Below are 25,281 nucleotides of genomic sequence, written 5' to 3' on the forward strand. Positions count from 1 at the left end.
GACTCACACGCGGGGAGCGGGGCCGGTAGGATGGGCGGCATGAAACGCCTTCTTCTGCTGCTGCCACTGGTCGCTCTCGCGGGCTGTAAGGATCCCCAGGACGGGGTGAAGGTCGTCGTCTCGTACACGCAATTCGTTCCGGGCTGCGTGCGCGTGACGGCCGTGGATGACGCCAGTGGGGACAAGCGCTCCACGGACGTGGCGGTCCGCGAGAAGAAGCCCGCCCCGGACGGCGAAATCGTGGTGGGCATCCTGATGCCGGAGAAGTGGGGCACGGCGCTCACCATCACGGCGGACGCCTACGAGGCGTTTCCGAAGGACGGGCAATGCATTGGCCCTCGCGTGCGCAACAACCAGCAGGGCATCAGCGTCCCGAAAGGCAGCTCGAAGGGCGGCAGCTCCCCGGAGCTGCACCTCGCGGTCGACGCGCCAGACATGGATGGGGATGGCTATGTGAGCACGGGCTCTGGCGGCACGGACTGCAATGACAACATCGGTTCTGGGAAGACGATCAACCCGGGAGCCACCGAGCTTTGCAACGACATCGACGACAACTGCGACGGTGTCACGGATGAAGGCTTCCAGCTCGGAGTGTCGTGCACCAACACGGCCAACGGCTGCACTGGCACCTTCCGGTGCGCGGCCAACCCCCAGCAGAACGAATGCTTCACCCCGGATTTCCAGCTCGCCTGGGCGGACGAGGACAAGGACCTGCATGGCGACGTGAAGCAGGACAAGTTGGTGGTCTGCACGGCGGCCCTCCCGGCGAACCGGCTGCCCCTGACCGCGCCCCACGACGACTGCGACGACACAAACCCCGCAGTGCACCCCGGCGCACCGGAGCTGTGCAACAACATCGACGACAACTGCATCAACGGCGTGGACGAGGGTTTCAACCTTGGAATGACGTGCTTTGACGACCGGACGAGCTGTGACAACGGGACGCGCCAGTGCGACTTCGCCGATGGCGGAACGCAATGCGCGCCTCCCCCCACGGTCGTCAAGACCTGGTTTCCCGATGAAGACAACGACAGCCACGGCAAGGAGGACGCGGGCGTCCTCTCCTGCCCGCAGCCGGATGCCGGCTACATCCTGGACGCAGGAGACTGCGACGACGGCAACCCCTTCATCCACAGGGACGCGCCCGAAATCTGTGACGGTCAGGACAACAACTGCAATAGCAGGACGGACGAGGACAATGTCTGTCCCGCGGGCTCGCCGAGCTGGGCACTCCAATCCGTCGACCTGTCGGGAGGGTTCCCTACTTTTCCGGATGGAGGCTCCCCGGACTGGCGCGCCGTTTCCCTCTATGGGGATGGTGGTGTTTGGATTGTCGGGGCGCCATCGGCCCGCGCGGTGAAGGAAGCGAACAAGACCTCGTTCAAGGCCATCCCTGGTCCTTGCACGAGCCAGCCCGGAAGCATCCGGGAACTTTACAGCGTCTGGGCCATGCCTGATGGAACGGCCTATCTGGGCGGAGATTTCAGCGTCCTTGGTGTCCAGACCCCCCAAAGTACGACCTGTGATTATAAACGCTTCTTCAACAACAACGACGGCCACATCACCACGGGCCTGTTCAACCTCGCCACGAATGGAGGCGTTCAGTTCGCGGCCGTCGCATCTCGCGACAACGCCGCCAACGGCGCGACGTTCGAATGGGACGGAACGCTTCCCCAGCCGCCCAGCATCACTGCGACAGTGCAGCCCAACATCGCCCTGTCGGCGGTCCACGGTGCGTCACCCGATACGCTCTTCGCCGTAGGCGGCGCGGGGAACGGCACGGCGAAAATCATGCAACGCACCACCGCTGCTCCTGTTTGGACAGAGGTGAGTGTCCCGGTCGCCGCGAAGACGTTGCTAGCAATCCATGTCGTCAATTCCAAGCTGGCATACGCCGTGGGAAACAACGGAACGCTCCTGCAGTGGAATGGCCCTGGGACGAATTGGGTCGCCCATGCATCACCGCCAGCATTGCCGCCAGGAGAGACCGAGAACTTCTCCGGGGTCCTCGCCTTCGGAACGAACTCCATCTACATCACGACGGAGTCAGGCAACATCTACCGCTTCAATGGCACGCTCCCCTGGGTGAAGGAGCAGTTCAACACGTCGCTCTACGGCATCGCCGGAAACAATCCTGGCGACATCTGGGTCGTAGGCAGGTTCAACAAGATCCTCCACTACCCTGCCCTGCCCCAATAGCTGAACCCCGAGGCCGGACTTCCTCCACGGAAGTCCGGCCCGCATCACCGCCTCAGCGCTTCACGCGCAGGACCTGAAACCCCTTCCCGCCCGCGCCGAAGCCCTTCAGGTTCTCCGCCCGCACCACCAGCTCGCCGGAGGGCAGCACGCCCCACACATCCGCGCGTGCCAGGGATGTGCTCGAGGCCCGCTCGTAGCGCCGGGCCTCGGTCCAGGCCGTGCCGTTCGTGCTGGTGAAGAGCCGGGCGTACACATCCGACGCGGGCTGGACGTCACCGACATCCGCCCGCGCCGTCCCCAGCACCCAGCCGCCTCCCGGCAGCGCCTCCAGCGAATACGCCGGCCCCGGCAGCGTCCAGAGCGCGTCCACCCTCCCGCTGGCGTACACGCGCAGCAGCTTCGGGTGCTCCGGTTCGTAGAGCGTGGACTGCCCCAGCAGCAGCTCCCCTCCCGACAACACCGCGCCCGCCACCGCGTTGGCAGCATAGCCGCCCATCACCTTCAACCAACTGCGCCCGCCGTCCGTGGAGCGCAAAAGCGCCGACTGCTCGCCCGTGCTCCCGAACGTTGCCCACAGCGCGCCTCGCACGGCGTCCACGACCAGCGCCAGGCCATACCGGTGGCCCTGGAACGTGGCCCGCACCGCCCACGTCGCCCCGCCGTCGGTGCTCGCCCACAGCCGCAGGGGCGTGCTTCCAGACGTGACCGTCTGGTACTCCAGGAAGAACACCGTGCCGCCCAGCTGCGCGAAGCTCGCGGGGGACAGCGCCCGGTAATTCCCCAGCACGACCACGTCCGTCCACGTGCGCCCGCCATCCCTGGAGCGCTCCAGGTGGTAGCCGTCGCTGCGGCTCATCTGCGCCAGCAGCGTCCCGTCCTGGAGCACCGCCATCACCCAGAACGACGCCCCGCGCATCCCCTGCCCGCGCACGCTGAACGTGCGCCCGCCGTCCGTGCTCGCCCACAGCGTGGAGCGGTTGCCGGACAGCGCCAGCCCGTACACCGTGCCCGCGGCGTCCACCGCCAGCACCTCGTGCGTCGTGTTCGTGAACGTCGGCTCCAGCACCACCGGCCCTGGCACCCCGCCATCCGCGGGCGGCGTCCCCGCATCCACCCCGCCGCCATCCGGAGTCCCCGAGCCGCCATCCGGCACGCCGCCACCATCCGGCACGCCGCCGCCATCCGGAGTCCCCGAGCCGCCATCCGGCACGCCGCCACCATCCGGAGTCCCCCCATCCTGGCCAGTGCCACCTCCACCCGGCAGCAGCGGCAGGGCCACGCGCATCACGGTGCCGCTGGAGCTGGCATCCAGCGCGTCGCCGTAGAAGCACGGCACCTCCGTGACACTGGCTGGCAGCACGTCCAGCGCGTTCAGGTAGCCCTTGAAGGTCGGGCGTGAATCCAGCGTCACCGGGTCACTGAAGGTCCCGTTGCGCAGCACCCGCACCCGGATTTCGTAATCCTTCTCGGACTTCATGTGATTGTAGAAGACATACAGCGCATCCCCGATGCGGGTGATGGCGGGCTGCAGGGCCCAGTCCGGCGTCCCCTCCACCAAGGTGCGCGAGCCGAAGGACGTCCCGTCGAAGCGGCGGTAATACAGCCGCTCCGCCTCGTCCTTGTAGACCAGGTGGATGCCACCCTTCCCGTCCTCCACCGCGCTCAGCGCCGCGCCATGGTAGATGCCGTCGGAGAACGCGTCCCGCGTGGGCCCCCAGAGGTCCAGCGGATCCGCCGCGTCGCGCACGCGCAGGCGCGTGGGCTCGTAGCCGTCGTGCATGGCCCAGAAGAAGACGAGCTTCGTCCCCACGCTGAGCAGCCGCCCTCCCCCCCTCTTGCGCACCCGCCCCAGGTCCGGCTGTCGCTGGAAGGTCGCGCCCTCGTCGGTGGACACCGCCACCACCGCCGTGGAGCCCCCGTCCGACTCCAGACGAAACGCCTGGACCCACAGCCGCCCGCGCGAGTCTCGCGCCAGCAGTGCCCGCGAATACGCCGTGGTGGCGTCCGCGTCGAACACCCGCACCGCCGGCCGCGGCGTCCAGGTGTTCGCGTCCTCGTCGTAGCGCCACCACTGGAACCAGACGTCGTGACGCGCCGACGCCTCCAGCGTGGGGCCCTCGTACGCGTAGACGAGCGCCACGTCCCGCCCCACCGCGACCAGCTCCGCCCGGTCCCGGTGCGTCGCGTCCGGCTGGATGGCCGCGAGCTTCACGAAGCTGCGGAACCCATCCTCGGAGCGGAACAGGTTCAACCCCTGCCCCCCCGACCCCTGCTGCTGGATGGCCAGGAGCCACGAGGGCGCATGTCCATTGCCTGTCTCAACCCGCACCGCATGCCGATGCGCCGGCAACGTCAGGGCGTTGCCACCGCCCACCGGCACCATGGGCACTCCCCCCGCCGCCACCACCGTGGCCAGCAGGGCACCAACCCAAGACATCATCTGATTCCGCCCCCCTGTCGTCTCGCCTCCCGAAAGGTAGGGACGCGAGTGCGGTGGGCAATCCGGTGGGCGGGCTCCGGTGGGGGTGGACCCGAAGGCCCGACACTCCCCGCGCGGACAGGTGAACACACCCACGACGCGCGACGCCCCCCAGGACGTGTGGGAGCGTCGCGTCAATGCCTCGTGACGGCGTTGCCTCGCGGCTACTTCGTCTTGCGGCGGCGCGGAGCGGGGGCGCCCGCGTCCGGCACGGCGGTGCCCGCGTCGGAGACCGGCTCCACCGTGCCCGCGTCCGCGCTCGCGGCCGGCGTGGCCGAGGTCAGGGCGGGGGGCGGGTTCACCAGCTTCAGCGAGGTGAGGAACGCGTCCGCCGTCGGCGCGGGGGTGTTCGGATTGAAGAGCACCAGCAGCGTGTAGAGGCGCGGCCCCACCAGGAAGTTGCGGGCCTTGATTTCGCCGGCCATCGGCGAGCTGACCGTGTAGGACTTACCGGGGTAGCCATCCAGGGTGATGTCCTGCTCGTCCTTGAGCGTGCCCTGGACCTCCTTGGCCAGCCCGTCCCGGCCCTCGTTCAACAGGGCCTCCGGAGGACGGCTCGCCACCAGCTTCTCCGGGTAGTCCGCGATGCTGACGGAGTAGAGGACCGCCCCGTCGCGCGCCGAGTACGACGCCGTGTTCACGGTGCCGGAGCCGAGCTGCACCTGCTTGCGGGCAATCTGCGGCTCCCCGGGCATGCCGATGACGAAGCCCTCCGGCGCCTCGTAGGGCTTGAACGCGGCGGCGGACTCCGAGGTGCCCTCGGCGCCCGGGACAGGCTCGTTGGGCACGTCTTCGATGGTGGACGTCGCCGACCGGCCATTGCCCCCGGAGGAGGCGGCGCCTTCGTCGGTCTTCTGCTGGTTGGCGCAGGCGCCAGCGATGAGCGCGAGGGTGGTGAGCGAAGTAAGGAGGAGGCGGGACGACGGACGCATGGGCACGCTTCCTGAAAGGGAAGTGGAAGAAACAGGATGTCCTGTCGGACGCTAGACGAATTGCTCCGCCGCTGACTACCCGAGTTTCAACGCGCCGCGAGGAACTGGCCGCGCGCCGCGCCCGGAAGCGTCCGGGGGCGGACACCGCGCCCGGGCCGGAAAATCGGCCCGGGGGCTACTCACCCAGGTACGCGCGCCTCACTTCGGGGCTCTCCAGGAGCGCCTTGCCAGGGCCCGCCATCACCACCTCGCCCGTCTCCAGCACGTAGCCGTAGTGCGCGGCGTTGAGGGCCAGGTGCGCGTTCTGCTCCACCAGCAGCACGCTGACGCCGGTGGCGTTCACGTCGCGCAGCGTGCGGAAGATGGTCTCCGTCACCTGCGGCGCCAGGCCCAGGGACGGCTCGTCCAGGAGCAGCAGCTGCGGCTTGCTCAGCAGCGCCCGGGCGATGGCCAGCATCTGCTGCTCACCGCCGGACAGCGTGCCCGCCAGCTGCCGCTGACGCTCCTTCAACACCGGGAAGAGGCCGAAGCCCTTCTCCATGTCCTGCTGCACCTGGGCGGTGTCCTTGCGCAGGTACGCGCCCAGCTCCAGGTTCTCCTGGACGGTGAGGTTGGGGAAGATGCCCCGCCCCTCCGGCGCGTGCGCCATGCCGCGCGGCACCAGCTGGTGCGCCTTGAGGCCGGTGATGTCCTGGCCCGCCAGCGTGATGCGCCCCGCGGACGGCTTGAGCATGCCGCTCACCGCGCGCAGGGTGCTCGTCTTGCCCGCGCCGTTGGCGCCGATGAGGGCCACCATCTCGCCCCGGCCCACCTGGAGTGAAACGCCCCGGAGCGCCTGGATGGCGCCGTAGCGCACCTGGAGCCCTTCGACCCGCAGCAGCGGCTCGAATGCGCGCCGCTCGCCCAGCACCTTCACCGGCTCGCTCACGCCGCGCCTCCGTGGGATTCCAGGTAGCTGTCGCCCAGGTACGCCTCGATGACCTTGCGGTCGCTGCGCACCTCGGCCGGGGCGCCGCGGGCGATGGTCTCCCCGTGGTCCAGCACGGTGATGTGCTCGCAGATGCCCATCACCAGCTTCATGTCGTGCTCGATGACCAGCACCCCCAGCGAGAACTCGTCGCGCAGCCGGCGGATGAGCACCATCAGGTCCGCCTTCTCCCGGGTGTTCATGCCCGCCGCGGGCTCATCCAGCAGCAGCACCCGGGGCCGCGTCCCCAGCGCGCGGGCGATCTCCAGGCGGCGCTGTTCGCCGTAGGGCAGGTTCTTCGCCTCCTCGTCGCGGCGGTGCGACAGGCCCATCACCTCCAGCAGGTGCTCCGCCTGACGCGTCAGCTCGCGCTCCTCCGCCTGGAAGCCGGGGGTGAGCAGCAGCGCGCGCCACCAGTCGCGGTAGTTGCGCAGCGCCGTGCCCGCCTTCGCCACGGGGCCCAGCCGCACCGGGTGCAGCGCCCCCTGCGCGCGGCAGGCCACCTTCACGTTGTCCAGCGCGGTGAGCGCGCGGAACAGGCGGATGTTCTGGAACGTGCGCGCCAGCCCCAGGTGGTTGATTTGGTGCGGCACCCAGCCGTTCACCCGCTGCCCGGCCACGCGCACCTCGCCCTCGGTGGGCGGGTACACGCCGGTCAGCACGTTGAACGCGGTGGACTTGCCCGCGCCGTTGGGCCCGATGAGGCCCAGGAGGTCCCCCTGGCGCACGGTGAGGTTGAAGTCCGTCAGGGCCTTGAGGCCCCCGAAGCGGATGCTCACGCCGGACGCCTGGAGCAGCGCGTCTCCTGATGCCGTGACGGCGCTCATGTCAGCCCCTTCTTCTTCCGCGAAAACCAGCGGGGCAGCACGTCCCAGAGCTCCTTGGTGCCGAACAGGCCCTGCGGCCGCAGCAGCATCAGCACCACCAGCAGGATGCCGTACACGGGCATGCGGATCTGATCCACCTTCTGCGCCAGGCTGCCCTCCGCGCCCAGCGCGCCGAACAGCGAGCGCAGGCCCTCCGGCAGCAGCGTGAGGAAGATGGCCGCGACGATGGCGCCCGTGGTGGAGCCCAGGCCGCCCAGCACCACCATGACGACGATCTCCATGGACTTCACGAAGGTGAACGAGCCCGGGTTGATGATGGGCACGAAGTGGGCGAACAGGCCGCCCGCGATGCCCGCGAAGAACGACGAGATGACGAACGCGCGGACCTTGTAGCCGGTGGTGTCCACGCCCATGGCCTCCGCGGCGACCTCGTCCTCGCGGATGGCCCACAGGCTGCGGCCGTGGCTGGAGCCCGCGATGCGCCGGGCCACCAGCACCACCAGGAAGACCCAGAAGTACACCATGGCCACGCTGGAGTACTGCGGGATGCCGGACAGGCCCAGCGCGCGGCCGAAGGCCTCCGTGTTCTGCACCACCACGCGGATGATCTCCCCGAAGCCCAGCGTGACGATGGCCAGGTAGTCCCCGCGCAGCCGCAGCGAAGGCAGGCCCACCAGGAAGCCGCACAGCGCCGCGCAGGCGCCGCCCGCGAGCAGCGCCACGATGAAGAGCACCTGGTCGCTGGCGGCCACCGGCAGGAAGGACAGCGCCACCTCCTTGAGCGACAGCGACGTGACGCCGGCGATGTACGCGCCCACCGCCATGAAGCCCGCGTGGCCAATGGAGAACTGGCCCGTCATGCCGTTCACGATGTTGAGGCTCACCGCGAGGATGATGTTCACCCCCACCACGGACAGCAGGTACGTACCGAAGGGAGAGGCGCCCAACAGCACTTCGGCCAGCGCCAGCACCGGCAGCGCGAGGAGCACGGGCAGGATGCCGCGCAGGGCCGGGGGGATGGGGCCCGTGGTGTCGTCGGAGAGAAGCGTCGCGCCAGGGGCCGCCATCAGACCTTCTCCGCCGCGACCCGGCCGAAGAGGCCGCCCGGCTTCACCAGCAGCACCAGGATGAGGAAGCCGAAGGCCACCGCGTCACGCCAGGTGCTGGCCGCGTAGCCCACGACGAACTCCTCCACCAGCCCCAGCAGCAGCGCGCCCACCACGGCGCCCGGCACGTTGCCGATGCCGCCGATGACCGCCGCCACGAAGGCCTTGAGGCCCACGTACAGGCCCATGAGGGGACTCACGGACGTGTCCTTGATGGCGTAGAGCAGGCCCGCGCCCGCCGCCAGCGCGCTGGAGAGCATGAACGTCAGCGCGATGATGCGGTCGGTGGGGATGCCCATCAGCGCCGCGGTGCGGTGGTCCCAGGACACCGCGCGCATCGCCTTGCCGAAGCGCGTCCGGTACACGAGGAACTGGAGCGCCGCCATCAGCCCCACCGCGATGAGGAAGCTGATGACCTGCCAGTTCCACACCACCACGTCGCGGTCGCCCACGATGAACCACTCGCTCGGGACGATGACCTCCGGGAAGGCGCGCGGGGACGCGCCCGGCAGGAACCCGATGTCCAGCTGGAAGCCGTACGACAGCGCGAACGAGATGCCGATGGCGGTGATGAGCGCGGTGAGGCGCGGCTTCTCGCGCAGCGGGCGGTAGGCGAAGCGTTCGATGAGGAAGCCGAGCAGCGCGCACCCCACCATGGCCACCGCGAAGATGACGACCACGCCCCACAAGGACCGCTGCGCCTCTCGCCCGAGGGCGAAGGCGGTCGCGTACCCCATGTAGACGCCGACCATCATCACGTCGCCATGGGCGAAGTTGATGAGCTTGAGGACGCCGTACACCATCGTGTAGCCCAGGGCGACCAGGGCGTAGATGGTACCGGCGGCCAGACCGTTGATGAGGTGCTGGAGGAGCTGCGACATGCCGGGGGAGGCCCTGACTTACGGTGAGATGGTGGTGACGTAGGTGGACTTGCCGTCCTCGACCTTGAGGACGACGGCGGACTTCACGGCGTTGCGCTGGGCGTCCAGCGTGATGGTGCCCGCCACGCCCGGGAAGTCGCGCGTCTGCGCGATGGCCGCCCGCAGCGCGGGGCCGCTGGTGTCCGGGGCGCGCTTCAGCGCGTCGATGGCGACGCGCGCGGCGTCGTAGCCCAGCGCCGCGAGCGCGTCCGGCACCGCGCCGTTGTAGTCCGCCTTGTAGTCCGCGATGAACTTCTTCACGCGCGCATCCGGGTTGTCCGGCGAGTAGTGGTTGGAGAAGTAGCTGCCGTCGATGGCGCTGCCGCCCAGCTCGAACAGCTTCTCCGAATCCCAGCCGTCGCCGCCCATCAGCGGCACCTTCAGGCCCAGCTCGCGCGCCTGGCGGGCGATGACGCCCACCTCGCTGTAGTAGCCCGGCACGTAGATGCCCTCCGGCTGCGTCTTCTTGATGGCGGTCAGCTGCGCGCGGTAGTCCGTGTCGCCCTGGCTGTAGCTCTCCGTGACGGTGATCTTCCCGCCCAGCTCCGCGAACTTCTGGCGGAACACCTCCGTGAGGCCAATGGAGTAGGCGCTCTTGTTGTCCTGGAGCACCGCGACCTTGTTGAGCTTGAGGTTCTCCCGCGCGAACTTCGCCATCACGAAGCCCTGGAACGGGTCGATGAAGCAGACGCGGAAGATGTTGTCGCCCTTCGCCGTCACGGAGGGGTTGGTGGACGACGGGGTGATCATGGGCACGCCAGCCGCCTGCGCCTTCTCCGCCATGGCCAGCGAGCTGGAGCTGGCCACCTCGCCCAGGATGAGCACCACCTTGTCCTGGGTGATGAGCCGGGTGACGGCCTGCGCCGCCTCCTCGGGCTTGCTCTGGTCGTCATAGACGCGGACGACCAGCTTCTTGCCCTTCACCCCGCCCTCCGCGTTGGCCTCCTTGACCGCCAGCGCCACGCCGTTGCGGGTGGAGATGCCGAAGGTGGCCTGGCCGCCCGTCAGCGCGCCCACTTCGCCCAGGACGATGACGTCGTCGCCCACCGGGGGCGTGCCGCCCTGGGCCGGGGCCTGCGTCTGCGCCGGGGCCTGGCCTCCCGCCTCTCCCGTGGGCTGCGTCTTCTTCTCGCAAGCGGCCGCCAGGACGGCGAGCGCGGCGAGGAGCATCGGGGCAAGTCGTCGCATGCGGGGGCTTCCTCCGGGGGAGATGACGGGCAAAGCCCCGGTTTTCTAGGGGAGCCCTCCCCATGGGTCAAGCGCACAGCTCGCCACCCGAGTCCCGCGAACACCCCGGAACATCGCTGTCGCGAACCCGTTCCCACGCGCGGTGTGAGGGCTCACCCCCGCGAGGAAGGCCCTGGCTCCAGCCAGAAGCGCTCCCGGCCCGACGGGCCCCGGCGGATCCGCGGCGCGGCGCGGTCCAGCTCCCCGTCCTCCTGCTGGGACGCCACGTCCTCGCGCGTCAGGAGCTCCGCGGCGGTCGAAGGCGCCTCGCCGTCCGGCCACCAGACGGGCTCCAGGTCGAAGGAGCGAGGCGGCCAGGGAGCGGGGGTTGGACCGGACTCCACGTGGACCGGGGCGCGGCGGAGCAGGAGCCTGCCGGCCACCAGCATCCCCACGACGCCGGCCGTCCACCCGAGTCCCCAGCCCGGGCTCCGTCGCCTGGCGACACGCTGGGCGTGCCTCCGGCGCCAGCGCGCGCCGCTCCTCCGCCGCCACCCGGGGCCTGGACTGGTGCCGCGCATCGAGGGCTCCTTCCACGCGGGGCCGGGACATCCGGGCTCGCGCCCACACGGTGGGGCGCGGGGGCCCTGACGGCCAGCATGGGGGCGGGGCGCGCGGGCCCTGCACGCTCGGTGTCCGGACAGGAGGCGGGGAGGCGCGGCCAGGGGCCTTGAGGACGGCGTGCGGCGTGCCGAGCCCCCGGATCATCCAGGCTCAGGGGTTTCCATGTCCATCACTGGACGCACTTTCCTGGTGATGGCCGTGGCGGGCACCTCGCGTCCCTTTCCCCCAAGGAGCCCCTACTCAGCGCGACGGACGACAGCGGCGCTCCGCTTCCGACCACATCCGACCCGACGTGAAGGCACAAGGAGCCAAGTCCATGATGATCAAGCGCAGCGACATCAAGGAAGGGATGACGGTCAAGAGCATCGACGGCGAGAAGCTGGGCAAGGTGTTCGCCGTGAGCGATGGCGAGTTCCACATCGAGAAGGGCATGTTCTTCCCGAAGGACTACCTGGTCCGCTACGCGGAGGTGAGCGACATCCGCAACGGGGAGATCTACCTCAACCACGGCCGCGAGGCGCTGAGCGGGCTCGCGGACGGCGGCACGCTGGCGGGCCAGGGCAACGGCGCCCTGGGCGCGACGGCGGCGACGGCGGGAGGCATTGGCGCGGGCCTGAAGACGGGCGCCCAGAAGACGGTCGAGGTCACCCGGACGGGCGCGGAGAAGGTGGGCCTCCGGGAGCGCGAGCTGCGCACCGACGTGCGAGGCACCGAGCGCATCGCGAGCGACGACGTCACGCTGCGCACCCACCACGAGGAGCTGGGCGTCCAGAAGCGTGAGCGCCGGGCGGGCGAGGCCCAGGTGAGGAAGATCGTCGTGGAGGAGATGAAGTCCGTGGAGGTCCCCCTGCGCCACGAGGAGGTGGAGGTGGTGCGCCGCGCGGTGAAGGACAGCACGCCCGACGACCGGGCGGAGTTCCGCGAGGAGACCATCCGCATCCCCCTGAGCGCGGAGGAGGCGGAGCTCACCAAGCGCGCGTACACGGACGAGGAGATCACCATCCACAAGCGCCCCATCGAGGAGCGCCGCCGCATGGAGGGCCGCGTCCGCCACGAGGAGCTGGGCGGCGTGGAGGTGGTCCGCACCGAGGCCGACCTGGACGAGGAGACGCGTCGCACCGGCTACAGCGCGAACCCGGAGGTCGATCCGCTCAAGCGCACCTAGCGCCGGACGACGAACGGCCCCCCTTGTGCTCCGCCCCCGCATGCCGCGCTTTCTTCGCGCGCGGTGTGCGGGGGGGTGCTCACCGCCCGCCTCTCTGGCGGGAGGCCGGCGTCGCGCGGGTGGGCAGCTCCCGCGCCCGGTCCACGACGGCGGTCTCCAGCCGCTGCGATTCGCGAAGCCGCTCCGGGAAGAGCCGGGCCGTCAGGGCCGCCAGCGCCGTGTCGCGCGCGGGGGGACACGCGGCCGTCAGGCGATCCGCCATGGCGTGGGCGCTGTCGAAGCGGGACTCGGGGGCCTTGGACAGCGCCACCGACAGCACGTTCCACAGCGGCACCGGCACCTCGGCGGGCCGCATCAGCTTCTCCTGGCAGATGGCCTTCATCGTGGCCAGCTCGTCTTCGCGCTCGAAGGCCCTGCGGCCGGTGAGGGCCTGGTAGAGGATGAGCCCCATGGAGAACAGGTCGCTTCGCGCGTCCAGCCGCTGGCCCAGCGCCTGCTCCGGGGACATGTAGAGCGGCTTGCCCTTCACGATGCCCGGCAGCGTCACCGTGCGCTGCGCGCGCACCTTGGCCACGCCGAAGTCCAGCACCTTCACCTGTCCGTCGAAGGCCACCATCAGGTTGTGCGGCGACAGGTCGCGGTGCACCAGGTCCATGGGCGCGCCGTCCTCCCCCCGGAGCGCGTGCGCGGCGTGCAGCCCCATCAGCGCCTGCGACACCACGGCGGACGCCACCGCGGGCTCCAGCGGCCCCTTGAGCGCGCGCAGCAGCCGGTCCAGGTCCACGCCGTTCACCAGCTCCATGGCCATGTAGTACGCGCCCTGCGCCTCGCCGAAGTCGTAGACGTGCACGAGGTTGGGGTGCGACAGCCGCAGGCCGATGCGCGCCTCGTCCAGGAACTGCTGCACCATCTCCGGCTGCGCCGTCAGGTGCGGCAGGATGCGCTTGAGCGCCACCAGCCGCCCCAGCCCCTCCGGCCCGCGCGTGCGCGCGACGAGCACCTGCGCCATGCCGCCCGTGCCCAGGGGTTTGACGACCTCGTAGCGGCCAATGCGCCCGCGGTGGACGGGCGTGCCCTCCACGTCCAGGTCGTCCAGCCGCTCCAGCGGCCCCCGCCCGTCCGTCAACGCCAGGAAGGACAGCACCGCGGAGTCCAGCTGTTCGCCAATCGCCTCCACCAGCCCCATCACCCGCGCGCCGCCGTCCTCGAAGGCGCCCTCCACCACCAGCCCCAGCCCGCCCAGGTTCAGCCGCCCCAGGGTGAGCTGCTGGCAGAAGAGCATCCGGCCCTCCCCCAACCGCTTCGGGCCGCTCCAGTGCGCCGCCTCGAAGACGTCCACGCCCAGCTCCCCCAGCACCCGCGTCAGCACCGGCCCGCGCGTGCCCCGGAGGGACACGAAGCCCGCCCGCGCGTGCACCATCCGGGCGCACTGCGTGAGGAACACGTCCAGCCCTGTGTCGAGGTCCAGCCCCCGCTCCAGGCAGTCCTCGAGGATGTCGTCGGCCATCCGGTTCACGGCCGTCAGGCCGCGCAGGAAGGCGAGCTCTTCTTCCGGGGATTGGAAAGCCACGCACCCATCAATACCCGAAAATCCAGCGCAATGAAGCGCCCCAAAGTTCAGGGTCAGACGCGCTCGCGGTCGATGCGCGCCACGGTGGGCAGGCGCTCCGGCAGTTCGGAGCTGGAGCGGGCGAGGCTGGGGCGCTCCAGCAGGCCGTGCAGCTCCAGCATGTGCTCCAGGTGCACCACCCGGGCGCGCAGCGCCTCCAGGTCACTGGAGGCGGCCCCGTGGACCTGGGCCTCGCGGACGCGCAGCCAGGCGTCCACGAGGGGCTTGAGGGCGAAACGCAGCGTGAGGCCCAGGAATGGGATGCCGACGACCATGGCCGTGACGAGGATGGTCACGATGGCTTCTTGGGTCTGCATGACGGAGGCTCCGGGGGACGGAAGAGAGGCGGGGTCCCCCAGGCCTACGCGCAGGGGTGCCGGACGATTGCGTCGCCCGGCACCGGCCGCCTCCGCCGGGGGGCGGAGGCGTCAGCCGGACTTGGCCTGGTCGGTGTAGATGGCGTCCGCGATGCGGTAGGCGCTGCCCTCCAGGCGCTGGAAGGCTTCGCGCAGGGTGCCGACGTCGGAGGTGTTGAGCACGGAGCGCAGGCGCTCCAGGTCCGCCTGGATCTCGCCGCGGTCCTTCTCCGACAGGAGGTTGGCGTACTCCTCCAGGCTCTTCTCCGTGGTGTAGATGAGCCCGTCCGCGTTGTTGCGCAGCTCCGCCAGCTCCTTCTTCTTCTTGTCGTCCGCGGAGTGCGACTGGGCGTCGGAGATCATCGCCTGGATCTCCGCCTCCGACAGGCCGGAGTTGCCCACCACGCGCACCTGCTGCTGCTTGCCGGTGCCCAGGTCGCGCGCGCTCACGTGCACGATGCCGTTCGCGTCGATGTCGAAGGACACTTCAATCTGCGGCACGCCGCGGGGCGCGGGCGGGATGCCCACCAGCTCGAAGCGCGCCAGCGTCTTGTTGTCCGCCGCCATCTCGCGCTCGCCCTGGAGGACGTGCACGGACACGAGCGGCTGGTTGTCCACCGCGGTGGAGAACACCTGGCCCTTCTTGCAGGGGATGGTGGTGTTCTTGTCGATGATCTTCGTGAAGACGCCGCCCGCGGTCTCCACGCCCAGCGACAGGGGCGTGACGTCCAGGAGGAGGACGTCCTTCACCTCGCCCTTGAGCACGCCGCCCTGGATGGCCGCGCCCACGGCGACGACCTCGTCCGGGTTGATGCCCTTGTGGGGCTCCTTGCCGAAGAACTCCTTCACCTTCTGCTGCACGCGCGGCATGCGCGTCATGCCGCCCACCAGGAGGACCTGGTTGATGGCCTGCGCGGTGACGCCCGCGTCCTTGAGCGCGATGCGGCACGGCTCGATGGAGCGGTCGATGAGGTCCGCGACGAGCGCCTCGAAGGTGGACCGGTCGACGGTCTCCGTGAGGTGCTTGGGGCCGGACGCGTCCGCGGTGATGAACGGGAGGTTGACCTCCGTCTCCGGCGCGCTGGACAGCTCGTGCTTGGCGCGCTCGGCCGCTTCCTTCAGGCGCTGGAGCGCCATGCGGTCCTTGCGCAGGTCCATGCCGTTGTTCTGCTCGGCGAAGCGCTTGGCCAGGTAGTCGATGAGGCGCTGGTCGAAGTCCTCGCCGCCCAGGAACGTGTCGCCGTTGGTGCTCTTGACCTCGAAGACGCCGGCGTTGAGCTCCAGGATGGAGATATCGAACGTGCCGCCGCCCAGGTCGTAGACGGCGATGCGCTCCGTGGCGCTGTCCTTCACCTTGTCCAGGCCGTACGCGAGCGCCGCGGCCGTGGGCTCGTTGATGATGCGCAGGACGTTGAGGCCCGCGATGCGGCCCGCGTCCTTGGTGGCCTGGCGCTGGCTGTCGTTGAAGTACGCGGGGACGGTGATGACGGCCTCGGTGACGGGCTCACCCAGGTAGTCCTCCGCCGTCTGCTTCATCTTCATCAGCACGATGGCGCTGACTTCCGGCGGGCTGTAGCCCTTGCCGCGGATCTCCACCCACGCGTCGCCGTTGGGGCTGGGCGCCACCTTGAAGGAGGAGACGCCAATGGCCTTCCTCGCCTCTGGCGAGTCGTACTTGCGGCCGATGAGGCGCTTGGCCGCGAAGACCGTGTTCTCCGGGTTGGTGATGGCCTGCCGCTTGGCGATCTGCCCCACCAGGCGTTCACCGGAGTCGGTGAAGCCCACCATGGAGGGCGTGGTGCGGCTGCCTTCGCTGTTGGGGATGACCACCGGTTCGCCGCCTTCCATCACGGCGACGCAGGAGTTGGTGGTGCCCAGGTCGATTCCAATCACCTTCGCCATGACTACTGACTCCCCCCGGAGGAACTCTCGGAATCCGCGGATGCCGCGCCGCCGCCCTCGACCGCTGCTTCGGTGGACGCGGGCGCGGCGGGCGCGGGCGCCGCGGCGGCCTCCGGCGCACGGGCGACCACGACCATCGCGGGACGCACCAGCCGGTCGTTGAGGTTGAAGCCGCGCGTCACTTCATAGACGACGTGGCCCGCCGGGACGTCGGCGGTCTCCACCTGCTGGATGGCCTCGTGCAGGCGCGGGTCGAAGGGCAGCCCCTTGGCGCTGAAGCCCTTCACGCCGTGGCGGGCGAGCGCGTCCTCGAAGGACTTGCGCGTCATGGCCACGCCCTTCTGGAAGCTGTCGAAGTCGGTGGACTTGCCCGCGGCGTCGAGCGCGCGGTCCATGTTGTCCACGACGGGGAGCAGGTCCTTGAGGAGCTTCTCCACGCCGAACTTCTGGACGTCCTCCTTCTCCTTCTGCGCGCGCTTGCGGTAGTTCTCCAGGTCCGCGGCGGACCGCAGCGCGCGCTCCTGGAAGTCCTTGGCGCGCTCGTGCGCCTCCTTCAGGCGCTCCAGCGTCTCGCGGGCCTTCGCCTGGCTGAACTCCAGCTGCGCGCGCAGCGACTCCACCTCCTGGCGGAGCGCGGCCGCGTCCTCGGTGGGGGGAGCGACTTCGGGGGTGGGGGCGGGGTCGTCGGCGGGCGGGGCGGAGACGTCCAGCTCCACCTCCACGCCCGCGTTGTCCCCGTCATGGTCCAGCCGACGCTCGACGCTGCGAACCGCGTCGTCGATCACGTCCTGCCCGATGTCCGTCTGGATGCTGCCCTTGTCATTGGTACCCGACACGGCGCGCACTATCTCACGCACCGGGGAGCGATCCAACAGGACCCAAGGGGGGCACGCGGGTCCGTGCCCGGCATGCGGGCAGGCCCGGCTTCATGCGCAACGGAACTTCACGCTCCTGGCGCGGGTTTCTTGCGGCCCAGCGTTTTCTTGGAAGCCGATTTCTTCGTGGCCCGGGCGCCCTTGGGCGCGGGGGCGGAAGCGCCAGCGGTCTTCTTCTTGCGGCCAATGGACTTGTTCGCGGCCTTCGTCGCGCTGGAGGCCTTGGCGCGGGCGGGGCGCTCCGCCGGGGGCGGCTCCGAGGCGGATTCGGAGGCGGCGGGCGGGGTGGCGGAGGCGCTGGAGCCGGGCTTGAAGGCCTCCTCCACGGTGGTCTCCACGCGACGCACGGCGGTCTCGATCTTCTCCGCGGCGGTCTTGGTGGTGGCGGTGGCCCAGGTGCGCAGTTGCACGAGGCCCTCCTTCACCTTGGCCTGCTTCTCCGGATCCTTCACTTCCTTGAGCAGGCGTTCAGCCTCGCCGCGCAGGTCGTCCGTGGTGCGCTTGAGGTCCTCGCCGGTGCGCTTGAGGAAGTCCATCAACTGCCTGTCCCACTTCTCGGCCATGACGCGTCTCCTCCGTCTGCTCGTCCCCATCCAACAGCACGTCCGACAGGAGCGCAAAGCCTTCCGCCCTGTCCAGACAGGACGGCGGAGCGCGCCATCCATTGCCATGTGGCGTTGCGTCAGAAGCCCCCTGGGGCCGCAAGCTGGGGGACGCGCGACAGTTGGATGTCAGACACGTTACAGTGCGTGCCCTCTTCCGGGAAGGCGCCCTGAGGGCGCTCCCGGTGCTGGAGCGTTCTTCTATGTCGCGGTCCATCCGGGCGCTTTCGTCGCTCGTCCTGCTTACCTCCCTCGTCACGCTCGCGGCATGCTCCTCGGAGGAGCCGGAGGCGACGGGGCTGACGCTGCCCTCAACGGAGCTGCCCGCCGCGACGGTGGGCGGGGCCTACGAGCAGGTGCTGACGGCGACGGGGGGCACACCTCCCCTGACGTACTCGGTGGACAAGCTGCCGCCGGGCTTCTCCTTCTATGGGAACGCCGGGCGGCTGGTGGGGCCCGCGACGACGCCCGGCGAGTGGAGCATGGTCGTGGGCGTGCGCGACGCGAAGGGGGCCGCGAGCTCGCGGAGATACTCGTTGCGCGCGTGGCCGGCGCCGGCCATCTCCACCACGTCGCCGCTGCCGGACGCGACGGAGGGCAGCCCCTACACCTTCACCTTCACCGCCACGGGCGGGACGCCGCCGCTGACCTGGTCGCAGGCGGATGGCGCGATTCCGGAAGGCCTGGCGTTGTCCGCGGCCGGCGTGCTGACCGGCGTGCCTCGGGGCCCCGCGCTGTATGAGTTCACGCTGCGGTTGGAGGACGCCAACGGCGTGCGCGCCGAGACCATCCTGCGGCTGCCCGTGCTCACCATGTCCGGGGAGCTGCCCGACGGCGGTCCGGTGACGGACGGCGGGACCAAGACGGACGGCGGGACGGATGGGGGGACCGATGGCGGCACGGATGGCGGCACGGGAGGGACTCCCGCGCTGCTGAAGGTGGGCAATTGGAACATCGAGTGGTTCGGGGACACGACGCCGGGCAACGGCCCGAGCGACGAGGCGTTGCAGCTGGCCAACGCGACGGCGGTGATCGCGGACGCGGGGCCGGACGTGATGGGCGTGGCGGAGATCGTCGGCGTGGATTCCTTCAACGCGCTGAAGGCGGGGCTGAGCGGCTATGGGGGCCTGCTCGCCAACGACTCCACGCGGGTGGGCGGCGCGACCTACTACTACGGGGCGGCGGACCAGAAGGTGGGCCTGCTCTACAAGACGAACGTGGTGGAGGTGGTGAGCGCGAACGTCGTCCTCGCGTCCTGTTCATATGACTTCGCCGGGCGCCCGCCGCTGCGCGTGGACCTGCGCGTGACGCGGGGCACGACCAAGGTGGACCTGACGGTGATGGTGCTGCACATGAAGGCGTTCGCGGATTCGGATTCCTATACGCGGCGCCAGAACGCCTCGGTGTGCCTCAAGGACTACCTGGACACGAACCTGCCGACGCAGAACGTGATGGTGATGGGGGACTGGAACGACGACGTGGATGTGTCCATCTACACGCCGTATGCGTCGCCGTTCCAGAACCTGGTGAGCGACACGGCCCGGTACAAGTTCCTCACCCTGCCGCTGTCGGAGGCGGGGGTGCGCTCGACGGTGAGCAACAGCCAGTTCATCGACCACCAGATGGTGACGAACGAGCTGGTGCCGTACCACGTGGCGAACTCCACGGAGGTGCTCAAGCCCAACATCGCCAACTACAAGAGCAGCACGTCGGACCACTACCCCATCTTCAGCCGGTTCGACTTCGGCACGCTCACGCAGGCGCGCAGCGTGAGGGTCACGGCGCCCAACGGCGGAGAGACGCTTCAGGCGGGCCAGACGTTCAGCATCACCTGGGTGTCGAGCAACGTGGCGGCGGTGGACATCCAGTACTCGCTGGACGGGGCGACGTGGCGCGCGGTGGCGACGAACGTGGCGGCGGCGAGCGGCCGCTACACGTGGACGGTGCCGAGCGAGTCCTCCACCACGGCGCGCGTGCGGGTGACGGACACGACGCGCGCGGATGTGGCGGACGTGAGCGACGGGGTGTTCACGATGACGCGGCCCACGCCGCAGGTGTTCATCAACGAGTACCTGGCGCAGCCGTACAACGGCGCGGCGGGGACGCCGGACTACGATCAGCAGTTCGTGGAGCTCTACAACGCGGGGCCGGGTTCAGTGGACCTGAGTGGCTGGAAGATCCACGACGCGGCGTCGTACCAGGGCACGGCGACGGCGCGGCACACGTTCGTTTCGGGCACGATACTGCCCGCGGGCAAAGGCTACGTCGTGTACTCGGGGGCCACGGCGCTGCCGACAGGCGCGACATACGCGACGGTCTCCAACGGCGGCCTGGGGCTCCGGTTCGACCGTGGCCGCAACCAGGGGGGCGCGGGCGACGTGGTGTACCTGGTGCGGCCGGACGGCACGGTGCAGGACAGCCACTCGTATCTGGACCCGAGCGTGCTCGTCTACCAGGGCTATTCGTTCAACCGCTCGCCGGACAGGAGCGCCAGTGGGGGCTGGGACCTCTGCTACAACCTCTACTCCCGCGACGCGACCCCGGGCCTCCGGGCGGACGGCACGGCGTTCTGACAGGCCACGGGTGACACGACTTCCACCCGGCGATCCGCTTGGGTGGAAGGATGATTGTCGGGTCCGAAGGATGCAGGCAGCGCTGAGTGTGCTGCCAGCGGCCCGTGTGGCGATGGCCCACCGCCATCCCCTCCCCGCCCCCACGCCGTCTTCGCGGGAGGCGTGAGGGCAGCGGGACGGACTACAGCCGGAACTGCACGCGCACGCCGGGCTGGATCCAGACGTGGAGCTTCTTCTGGTCGCTGGCGATGTCCGCGCTGATCTCCGCGGCGCCCCCCAGCCGGAGCGAGTTCTTCGAGTACTGCCCCAGCGAGGCGGAGATGTACGGGCCTACCGCGAGGGACCGGGTGAGCTGAAGGTCCACGCCGAAGTGGGCATGCCCCAGGTCGTAGCCCTGCAGCTTCAACCGGAAGCTGTCGTCCTCGCCGACCCCCAGCGTCCCGATCTCATAGCCCACGCCCACGCCCACCCAGGGCGCGATGAACCCGTCCGGCCGGAAGTGGTAGTCCAGGTCGATGCCGAACCGCAGCACCTTGCTCGAGCAGGAGCCCCCGTTCGAGCACTGGTCGTCGGGCCCCGACGCGATTCCGTACTGGAAGTAGGCGCCCAGCGAGAGCTGCCGGCTGAAGAAGTAGGAGAGGTCCACCTGCGGCGCCACCGAGTCCCCGAACGTGTCCTTCAGCGACTGCGCCTGGGTGGCGTCCCCCACGGGAATGCCGAGGGCGGCGCGCACCCCCAGCGCGAGGCCGGAGCCCGAGGGCTCCTGGGCCGCGGCCGGCAGCGCGCCCAGACAGAGCAGCAGCATCAAGGATGGGATGAAGCGTCGAGCAGTCATGGTGTCCAGGGAGCAAGGCCGTCGTCGGACGGCGGTGGGAGGTGCGGCGGCGCCACGCATCGCAAGGCAAGCATGCGACCATGGGACCGGATTTGCAGCGGTCCCGTTTTCACACCCGTTGTTTCCGCGAAGGAACAACGAAGCGCGACAGGAATGTCAGTCTGGCCCGCGCGGAGGCCGGACTTCATGCAAGGGTCCCGATGAAATCCGAGCCCCCGCCATGTCCTCCTCCCTGAACGAAGACTCCGACGTCGTCCGCTGGCTGCGCGCCGAACGCGAGGCCCGCGGACTGACGCGCATCGAGCTGTCCGCCACCTGGAAGCCGCAAGAGTCACGCTACGACGACACGGTGAGCGCCACCGGCCCGGATGGCGCGCGGACGTCCAGCGCCCTGCCCGAAGCACAGCGCGTGCAGGTCCAAGCGCTGCTGCATCAGCACCCCACTCGCGGAAACGTGGAGCTGTCCATCCTCTGCGACGCTTCGTCCCCACCGCGCATCCGGCTGACGGACGGCCCGCGACGCCGGGAGGACGCGAAGGAGCCACCTCAGGAGACTCCCGCCCTGGATGCGCGGCCCTACGGGCGTGCCCTGGCGCAGCGGGTGGTGGAGCTCCTGGACGCGGGAGCGGACCTGTCCGTCACCGTCGACCCTCGCGAGGGCGTGGCTCGGGCCCTTTGGAAGCCCGCGGACGGCACGTATGCCCAGGGCCTCCGGTTCAGCCAGGGCGACTCGCGGCCCCGAAGGACCTTCGCGACTCGGGAGGACTTCATCCGCTGGCTGGCGGGACACAGCGACCTCTCACTCGCCAGCGAGGAGCACCCGGACGACCCGCGCCAGTGGGGCCTGCCGAACTTCAGTCGCGCCTACTTCGCCCGGAAGACGGGCCGGCGGTCGTAGTCCGCGGCGGGTGGATGTCCCTCAAGGTAGGGCTTCTTCTTCAGAATCCTTGAGGTAGGCTGGGTTTGCCATCTTCCGCGCATGTGCATGCAGGCTTCCCAGGCCATGGACCTCCGTTTCGTGTCACCCCTATCTGTTAGGTTTGAAGGATGGAGGTGACCTGTGATGTCGCGGTTCGTTTCGGTCATTCCCGTGGTGCTGGGGATCCTGTTGGGAGCGGTGGCGGTGGCACAGCCACGTGTCACCGGGGTTCGGGAGCGCAAGGCCCGGCAGCTCACGCTGCGCGTGGAGGAGCCTCCGGTGCCGCATCCGCTGCATGTCGCCGCGGCGGAGGTGACCACCCTCACGTTCGACGCACCCATCGAACCGGAGTCCGTGGACCGGGCCGCGCTCGCGCCCTACTTCTCGCGGGTCGCGGTGCATGAGGACGTCGTCGTGCTCAAGGCGTCCATGGACGTCCCCGCTGGGAAGGAGCCGGTGCTCACCGTGCGCTTCGCGGGCGCGGGGGCTCCGGAGCGGGTGACCTTCGTGCTCTCCACCGTGGAGGCCGAGGTGGACTCGCAGGTGGAGGTCTTCCGGCAGGGGCGCAGCGCGCAGGACCTGGGGAAGGAGCTCGCGGACCTGCGGGCCCGGTGCGCCGTCACCGAGGCGGGGATCGCGACGCTGCGGGCCCGGTGCGCGCTCAGTGGACTGGGCGGCGCGGTGCTGTCCGGAGCAATCACCCGGAAAGGCGTCGCCGTGGTGTATCTGCCGAACCCCTCCGAGAGCATGGGCCTGCGGGCGGGAGGGCCGCATGCGCTCTACCGCTCCGGGACGGCGCGAGCGCTCGCCACGCGCCTCTTCAATCCCCCGGGGAGCGACCCCTGGGTCCCGGGGCTCGCGCGCGTGATCGCGCAGACGGCCGACGGCAGGGCGCGGGTGCTCCAGGAGCCGCCGCTGCTCATGCATGAACAGCGATTGGAGGCCGGTGCGCAGGCCTTCGTGGTCGTGGAGTGGCAACCCCCGCTGGAAACACCTCCCGGCACCCACCTCACGCTGGAGCTCTGGGATCGCGAGGGCAAGCGCGGTGTCCGTTGGGAGCAGGTGTCTCCATGACAGGCCCTGACAGACCGCTGAACGGAGCGGGCCATGCAGGGTGAGGGGTCTTCCGGGGACGTCTCGCCCCAAGGGAGGGACGCCTTCATCCCCACGGTGTTGGCGGTGGAGGCGCTCCCGCCTGGGACCCTCGTGGGCCCATGGACGGTCCTGCGACGGCTGGCCGCTGGCGGCTATGGCACCGTCTACGTGGCGCGGCGGAGCGACCGCGTCCGCGCCCCATGGGCCGCATTGAAGCTGGCCCGTCAGTCGGACACGCCCTGGTTCTCACGCGAGGCCGAGATCCTCTCGCGCTTGCGCCATCCCGCGGTGCCTCGACTGCTGGCGACCGGAGCATGGCGGCTCGGCGATGGGAGCCATCCCTTCCTGGTGATGGAGTACGTCGAGGGAGAATCGCTCTACGCCTGGTCCCGCGCTCGCAACCCCACGGCCCGTGACGTGGGAGCCCTGCTCGCGCAGGCCGCGGAGGCGCTTGCCTTCGCGCACCAGCGCGGCGTCCTGCACCGTGACTTCAAGGGCGACAACATCCGCATCCGGCCGGGTGGGAAGCTCGTGCTCCTGGACTGGGGCGCGGGCTGGCACCCGGAGGCCGTCCCGCTCACCGGCACCGGCCAGCTTCCTCCGGGGACAGCGCACTACTACAGCCCCCAGTTGCACCTGCGTCGCGTCCGCGCCCTTTCAGGACAGGTGCTGGAGGGTCCCAGCTACTCGGTCGCGGATGAGTTGTACGCCGTGGGCGTCACCTTCCACCGGCTGCTGACGGAGACCTATCCCGCCCCCGCGATGATGGAAGCGGGCGCCCTCCCTCCTCGAGGCCCCGCGACCTCCGCCGTGTCGCGGCTCAATTCGCGTGTACCGGAGGCGCTGGCATCGCTCATCACCCGGCTGCTCGCCTTCGCTCCCGACGCGCGTCCCCCGCATGCGCTCGCCCTGGCCTCCGAGGTCCAGCGGCTCCTCGCGGATGCCCCTCTGGACTGGGACGTGCCCTTGTTCGACTGGGCCTGTCCCCCCTCCCCTCAATCCCGCACCACCCAAGGAGATCCCCGCGCGGCGGGCCCGGTGGCGCCTGGCCAGGAAGCGGCGCTCCAGCACGCGCGCCGCCAGCGCATGGACCGGCTCCAAGGACTGCGCGCCGCCCGGGAGCTGCGTCGCCGGAGCCCGGCACAGGTCGCCGCCATGGAAGCGCGGTCCATCCGCGCCGCCGCTCCATGGCGCCGCGAACAGGTGCGGCGGGCCCTCTGGCGCCGGAGTGCAACCGGAGCCCTCTTGCTCCTGGCGGCGGTCGGGCTGCTCTGGGGCCTGGGGACACCGCGGACGCGGGCCTCCGAGGATGCAGCCCCTGTCAGCGCACCCACCGCGAGGTCCGCGTCACCGTCCATGGCGCGGCCGTCGGGGTCCGACCAAGCTGCCGCGCCCGGGGCGGCCCCTCCTTCCCATGCGCCGCTCCCTCAGGAGACGAGCGCCATGAAGGTTTCACCGACGAAGCAGGCCCCTGGTTCCCTCTCACGCACCCTTGCCCGACGCTGCACGCTCGCGGTCGGCGCGGGGGCCACCCTCCTCTCCTGCGCGGGCGCGCCCCTGGTCCCCAAACCCCAATGCTGCCCCCAGGAGGCGCTGGAGGCGATGAAGGCACTGAACCTGGAGCGGGATGGGAAGGCGACCATCACGCTCGACGCACGTCATCCCTGGAGCCTGGACGCCGAGACCCTCACCGTCTCCGATGGCGACATCATCAGCGTCCAGGAGGAGGGCTACGGCCGGCTTCCCGAAGGCACCCTGCTCTACGGACACCTGTGGACCGGCGGGGAGCGCGTGGTGGGCCGCTACACCCGGGCGCGGACGCCCGACGGCCGCACCTATCCGGTCTGCATCATCCTCGGGAACCCCGAGGGCTGGTGGAAGGAGAAGGGCTCCAAGCCCGGCGCCGCCATCGTGGACCGGCGCGTGGGCTACACCGTCGTGGACGCGTTCCCCTGAGCCACGTGCGGACAAGGCCTCGCCGATGAGGCCCGCTCGGGAATGAGCGTCGGCTCGAAGCACTCGCGTTGCGCCCGTGCCCTTCGGGGAGGCACGGGCCTCGTTGGAGCGGACGCAAGCCGAGCGCCCCTTCCGGATGGCGAACCCACCGGGAGGGAGGACGGGTCGAGTGA

At 70.1% G+C, this 25,281-nt stretch carries 20 protein-coding genes; 6 read left to right on the forward strand and 14 right to left on the reverse strand.

Annotation, left to right across the window (positions count from 1 at the left end; translation table 11 throughout):
* The first annotated feature begins 30 nt into the window (after positions 1-30).
* A complete protein-coding gene (locus FOF48_RS16665) occupies positions 31-2,199 on the forward strand; it encodes a putative metal-binding motif-containing protein (protein ID WP_143902754.1) in 2,169 nt (722 codons plus the stop codon).
* Positions 2,200-2,251: 52 nt separating this feature from the next.
* Here FOF48_RS16665 and FOF48_RS16670 read toward each other — a convergent pair whose 3' ends face one another.
* The 8 genes from FOF48_RS16670 to FOF48_RS16705 all read right to left on the reverse strand — a co-directional run bounded on the left by FOF48_RS16670 (position 2,252) and on the right by FOF48_RS16705 (position 11,040).
* Complete coding sequence (locus tag FOF48_RS16670; RefSeq protein WP_143902755.1) at positions 2,252-4,639, reverse strand: sialidase family protein; 2,388 nt, start codon at positions 4,637-4,639, stop codon at positions 2,252-2,254.
* 203 nt (positions 4,640-4,842) lie between these two features.
* The gene (locus tag FOF48_RS16675) at positions 4,843-5,610 is read right to left on the reverse strand and encodes a hypothetical protein (protein ID WP_255442274.1); all 768 of its coding nucleotides are present in this window, start codon (positions 5,608-5,610) and stop codon (positions 4,843-4,845) included.
* A gap of 175 nt (positions 5,611-5,785) precedes the next feature.
* Positions 5,786-6,538 carry an ABC transporter ATP-binding protein gene (locus FOF48_RS16680; RefSeq protein WP_143902759.1) on the reverse strand — a complete coding sequence of 251 codons (753 nt, stop codon included), beginning with the start codon at positions 6,536-6,538 and terminating at the stop codon, positions 5,786-5,788.
* On the reverse strand, positions 6,535-7,404 hold the full coding sequence (locus FOF48_RS16685) for an ABC transporter ATP-binding protein (RefSeq protein ID WP_143902761.1): 870 nt from the start codon (positions 7,402-7,404) through the stop codon (positions 6,535-6,537). The genes FOF48_RS16680 and FOF48_RS16685 overlap by 4 nt, the downstream gene beginning before the upstream one ends.
* On the reverse strand, positions 7,401-8,471 hold the full coding sequence (locus tag FOF48_RS16690; protein WP_143902763.1) for a branched-chain amino acid ABC transporter permease: 1,071 nt from the start codon (positions 8,469-8,471) through the stop codon (positions 7,401-7,403). The genes FOF48_RS16685 and FOF48_RS16690 overlap by 4 nt, the downstream gene beginning before the upstream one ends.
* The gene (locus FOF48_RS16695; protein WP_143902765.1) at positions 8,471-9,391 is read right to left on the reverse strand and encodes a branched-chain amino acid ABC transporter permease; all 921 of its coding nucleotides are present in this window, start codon (positions 9,389-9,391) and stop codon (positions 8,471-8,473) included. Before FOF48_RS16695 ends, FOF48_RS16690 begins: the two co-directional genes overlap by 1 nt.
* An 18-nt stretch (positions 9,392-9,409) precedes the next feature.
* Complete coding sequence (locus FOF48_RS16700) at positions 9,410-10,618, reverse strand: ABC transporter substrate-binding protein (protein WP_143902767.1); 1,209 nt, start codon at positions 10,616-10,618, stop codon at positions 9,410-9,412.
* A gap of 152 nt (positions 10,619-10,770) precedes the next feature.
* Positions 10,771-11,040 carry a hypothetical protein gene (locus FOF48_RS16705; protein ID WP_143902769.1) on the reverse strand — a complete coding sequence of 90 codons (270 nt, stop codon included), beginning with the start codon at positions 11,038-11,040 and terminating at the stop codon, positions 10,771-10,773.
* 497 nt (positions 11,041-11,537) lie between these two features.
* Between FOF48_RS16705 and FOF48_RS16710 the strand changes: the two genes are divergently transcribed.
* Positions 11,538-12,386 carry a YsnF/AvaK domain-containing protein gene (locus FOF48_RS16710; protein ID WP_143902771.1) on the forward strand — a complete coding sequence of 283 codons (849 nt, stop codon included), beginning with the start codon at positions 11,538-11,540 and terminating at the stop codon, positions 12,384-12,386.
* A 79-nt stretch (positions 12,387-12,465) separates the two neighbouring features.
* Here FOF48_RS16710 and FOF48_RS16715 read toward each other — a convergent pair whose 3' ends face one another.
* The 5 genes from FOF48_RS16715 to FOF48_RS16735 all read right to left on the reverse strand — a co-directional run bounded on the left by FOF48_RS16715 (position 12,466) and on the right by FOF48_RS16735 (position 17,691).
* Complete coding sequence (locus tag FOF48_RS16715) at positions 12,466-13,956, reverse strand: serine/threonine-protein kinase (protein WP_143902773.1); 1,491 nt, start codon at positions 13,954-13,956, stop codon at positions 12,466-12,468.
* Between the two features lie 53 nt (positions 13,957-14,009).
* Positions 14,010-14,312, reverse strand: coding sequence for a hypothetical protein (locus tag FOF48_RS16720; protein WP_143902775.1), 303 nt, complete (start codon positions 14,310-14,312; stop codon positions 14,010-14,012).
* Positions 14,313-14,423: 111 nt separating this feature from the next.
* On the reverse strand, positions 14,424-16,253 hold the full coding sequence (gene dnaK / locus FOF48_RS16725; protein WP_143902777.1) for a molecular chaperone DnaK: 1,830 nt from the start codon (positions 16,251-16,253) through the stop codon (positions 14,424-14,426).
* 2 nt (positions 16,254-16,255) lie between these two features.
* Positions 16,256-17,089, reverse strand: coding sequence for a nucleotide exchange factor GrpE (grpE, locus tag FOF48_RS16730; protein ID WP_255442277.1), 834 nt, complete (start codon positions 17,087-17,089; stop codon positions 16,256-16,258).
* A 107-nt stretch (positions 17,090-17,196) separates the two neighbouring features.
* Positions 17,197-17,691, reverse strand: a complete 495-nt coding sequence (locus tag FOF48_RS16735) for a transcriptional regulator (protein ID WP_143902779.1) — start codon at positions 17,689-17,691, stop codon at positions 17,197-17,199.
* 242 nt (positions 17,692-17,933) lie between these two features.
* Here FOF48_RS16735 and FOF48_RS16740 point away from each other — a divergent pair, with 242 nt between their 5' ends.
* Entirely contained in the window at positions 17,934-20,303 is a 2,370-nt protein-coding gene (locus FOF48_RS16740) for a lamin tail domain-containing protein (protein WP_255442278.1), read from the forward strand.
* Between the two features lie 181 nt (positions 20,304-20,484).
* On the opposite strand, the gene FOF48_RS16750 is transcribed toward FOF48_RS16740, so the two are convergent.
* Positions 20,485-21,138 carry an outer membrane beta-barrel protein gene (locus tag FOF48_RS16750; protein ID WP_186001937.1) on the reverse strand — a complete coding sequence of 218 codons (654 nt, stop codon included), beginning with the start codon at positions 21,136-21,138 and terminating at the stop codon, positions 20,485-20,487.
* A gap of 220 nt (positions 21,139-21,358) precedes the next feature.
* Here FOF48_RS16750 and FOF48_RS16755 point away from each other — a divergent pair, with 220 nt between their 5' ends.
* From FOF48_RS16755 to FOF48_RS16765, 3 genes are all read left to right on the forward strand, one after another.
* Complete coding sequence (locus tag FOF48_RS16755) at positions 21,359-22,036, forward strand: hypothetical protein (protein ID WP_143902781.1); 678 nt, start codon at positions 21,359-21,361, stop codon at positions 22,034-22,036.
* 165 nt (positions 22,037-22,201) lie between these two features.
* Positions 22,202-23,131, forward strand: a complete 930-nt coding sequence (locus FOF48_RS16760; protein ID WP_143902783.1) for a DUF2381 family protein — start codon at positions 22,202-22,204, stop codon at positions 23,129-23,131.
* Between the two features lie 33 nt (positions 23,132-23,164).
* Entirely contained in the window at positions 23,165-25,108 is a 1,944-nt protein-coding gene (locus tag FOF48_RS16765; RefSeq protein ID WP_143902785.1) for a serine/threonine-protein kinase, read from the forward strand.
* Positions 25,109-25,281: the final 173 nt, after the last annotated feature.

Origin of the sequence: Corallococcus sp. Z5C101001, assembly GCF_007352635.1 — a bacterium.
GTDB classification, from domain to species: domain Bacteria; phylum Myxococcota; class Myxococcia; order Myxococcales; family Myxococcaceae; genus Corallococcus; species Corallococcus silvisoli.

Excerpts from the sequence above, each read along its gene's own strand:
- FOF48_RS16710 (WP_143902771.1), top strand. The coding sequence starts at position 11,538 with ATGATGATCAAGCGCAGCGACATCAAGGAAGGGATGACGGTCAAGAGC.
- FOF48_RS16695 (WP_143902765.1), bottom strand. The coding sequence starts at position 9,391 with ATGTCGCAGCTCCTCCAGCACCTCATCAACGGTCTGGCCGCCGGTACC.
- FOF48_RS16735 (WP_143902779.1), bottom strand. The coding sequence starts at position 17,691 with ATGGCCGAGAAGTGGGACAGGCAGTTGATGGACTTCCTCAAGCGCACC.
- FOF48_RS16690 (WP_143902763.1), bottom strand. The coding sequence starts at position 8,471 with ATGGCGGCCCCTGGCGCGACGCTTCTCTCCGACGACACCACGGGCCCC.
- FOF48_RS16685 (WP_143902761.1), bottom strand. The coding sequence starts at position 7,404 with ATGAGCGCCGTCACGGCATCAGGAGACGCGCTGCTCCAGGCGTCCGGC.
- FOF48_RS16675 (WP_255442274.1), bottom strand. The coding sequence starts at position 5,610 with ATGCGTCCGTCGTCCCGCCTCCTCCTTACTTCGCTCACCACCCTCGCG.
- dnaK (WP_143902777.1), bottom strand. The coding sequence starts at position 16,253 with ATGGCGAAGGTGATTGGAATCGACCTGGGCACCACCAACTCCTGCGTC.
- FOF48_RS16755 (WP_143902781.1), top strand. The coding sequence starts at position 21,359 with ATGTCCTCCTCCCTGAACGAAGACTCCGACGTCGTCCGCTGGCTGCGC.
- FOF48_RS16720 (WP_143902775.1), bottom strand. The coding sequence starts at position 14,312 with ATGCAGACCCAAGAAGCCATCGTGACCATCCTCGTCACGGCCATGGTC.
- FOF48_RS16765 (WP_143902785.1), top strand. The coding sequence starts at position 23,165 with ATGCAGGGTGAGGGGTCTTCCGGGGACGTCTCGCCCCAAGGGAGGGAC.
- FOF48_RS16760 (WP_143902783.1), top strand. The coding sequence starts at position 22,202 with ATGTCGCGGTTCGTTTCGGTCATTCCCGTGGTGCTGGGGATCCTGTTG.
- FOF48_RS16670 (WP_143902755.1), bottom strand. The coding sequence starts at position 4,639 with ATGATGTCTTGGGTTGGTGCCCTGCTGGCCACGGTGGTGGCGGCGGGG.
- FOF48_RS16740 (WP_255442278.1), top strand. The coding sequence starts at position 17,934 with ATGTCGCGGTCCATCCGGGCGCTTTCGTCGCTCGTCCTGCTTACCTCC.
- FOF48_RS16665 (WP_143902754.1), top strand. The coding sequence starts at position 31 with ATGGGCGGCATGAAACGCCTTCTTCTGCTGCTGCCACTGGTCGCTCTC.
- FOF48_RS16750 (WP_186001937.1), bottom strand. The coding sequence starts at position 21,138 with ATGACTGCTCGACGCTTCATCCCATCCTTGATGCTGCTGCTCTGTCTG.
- FOF48_RS16700 (WP_143902767.1), bottom strand. The coding sequence starts at position 10,618 with ATGCGACGACTTGCCCCGATGCTCCTCGCCGCGCTCGCCGTCCTGGCG.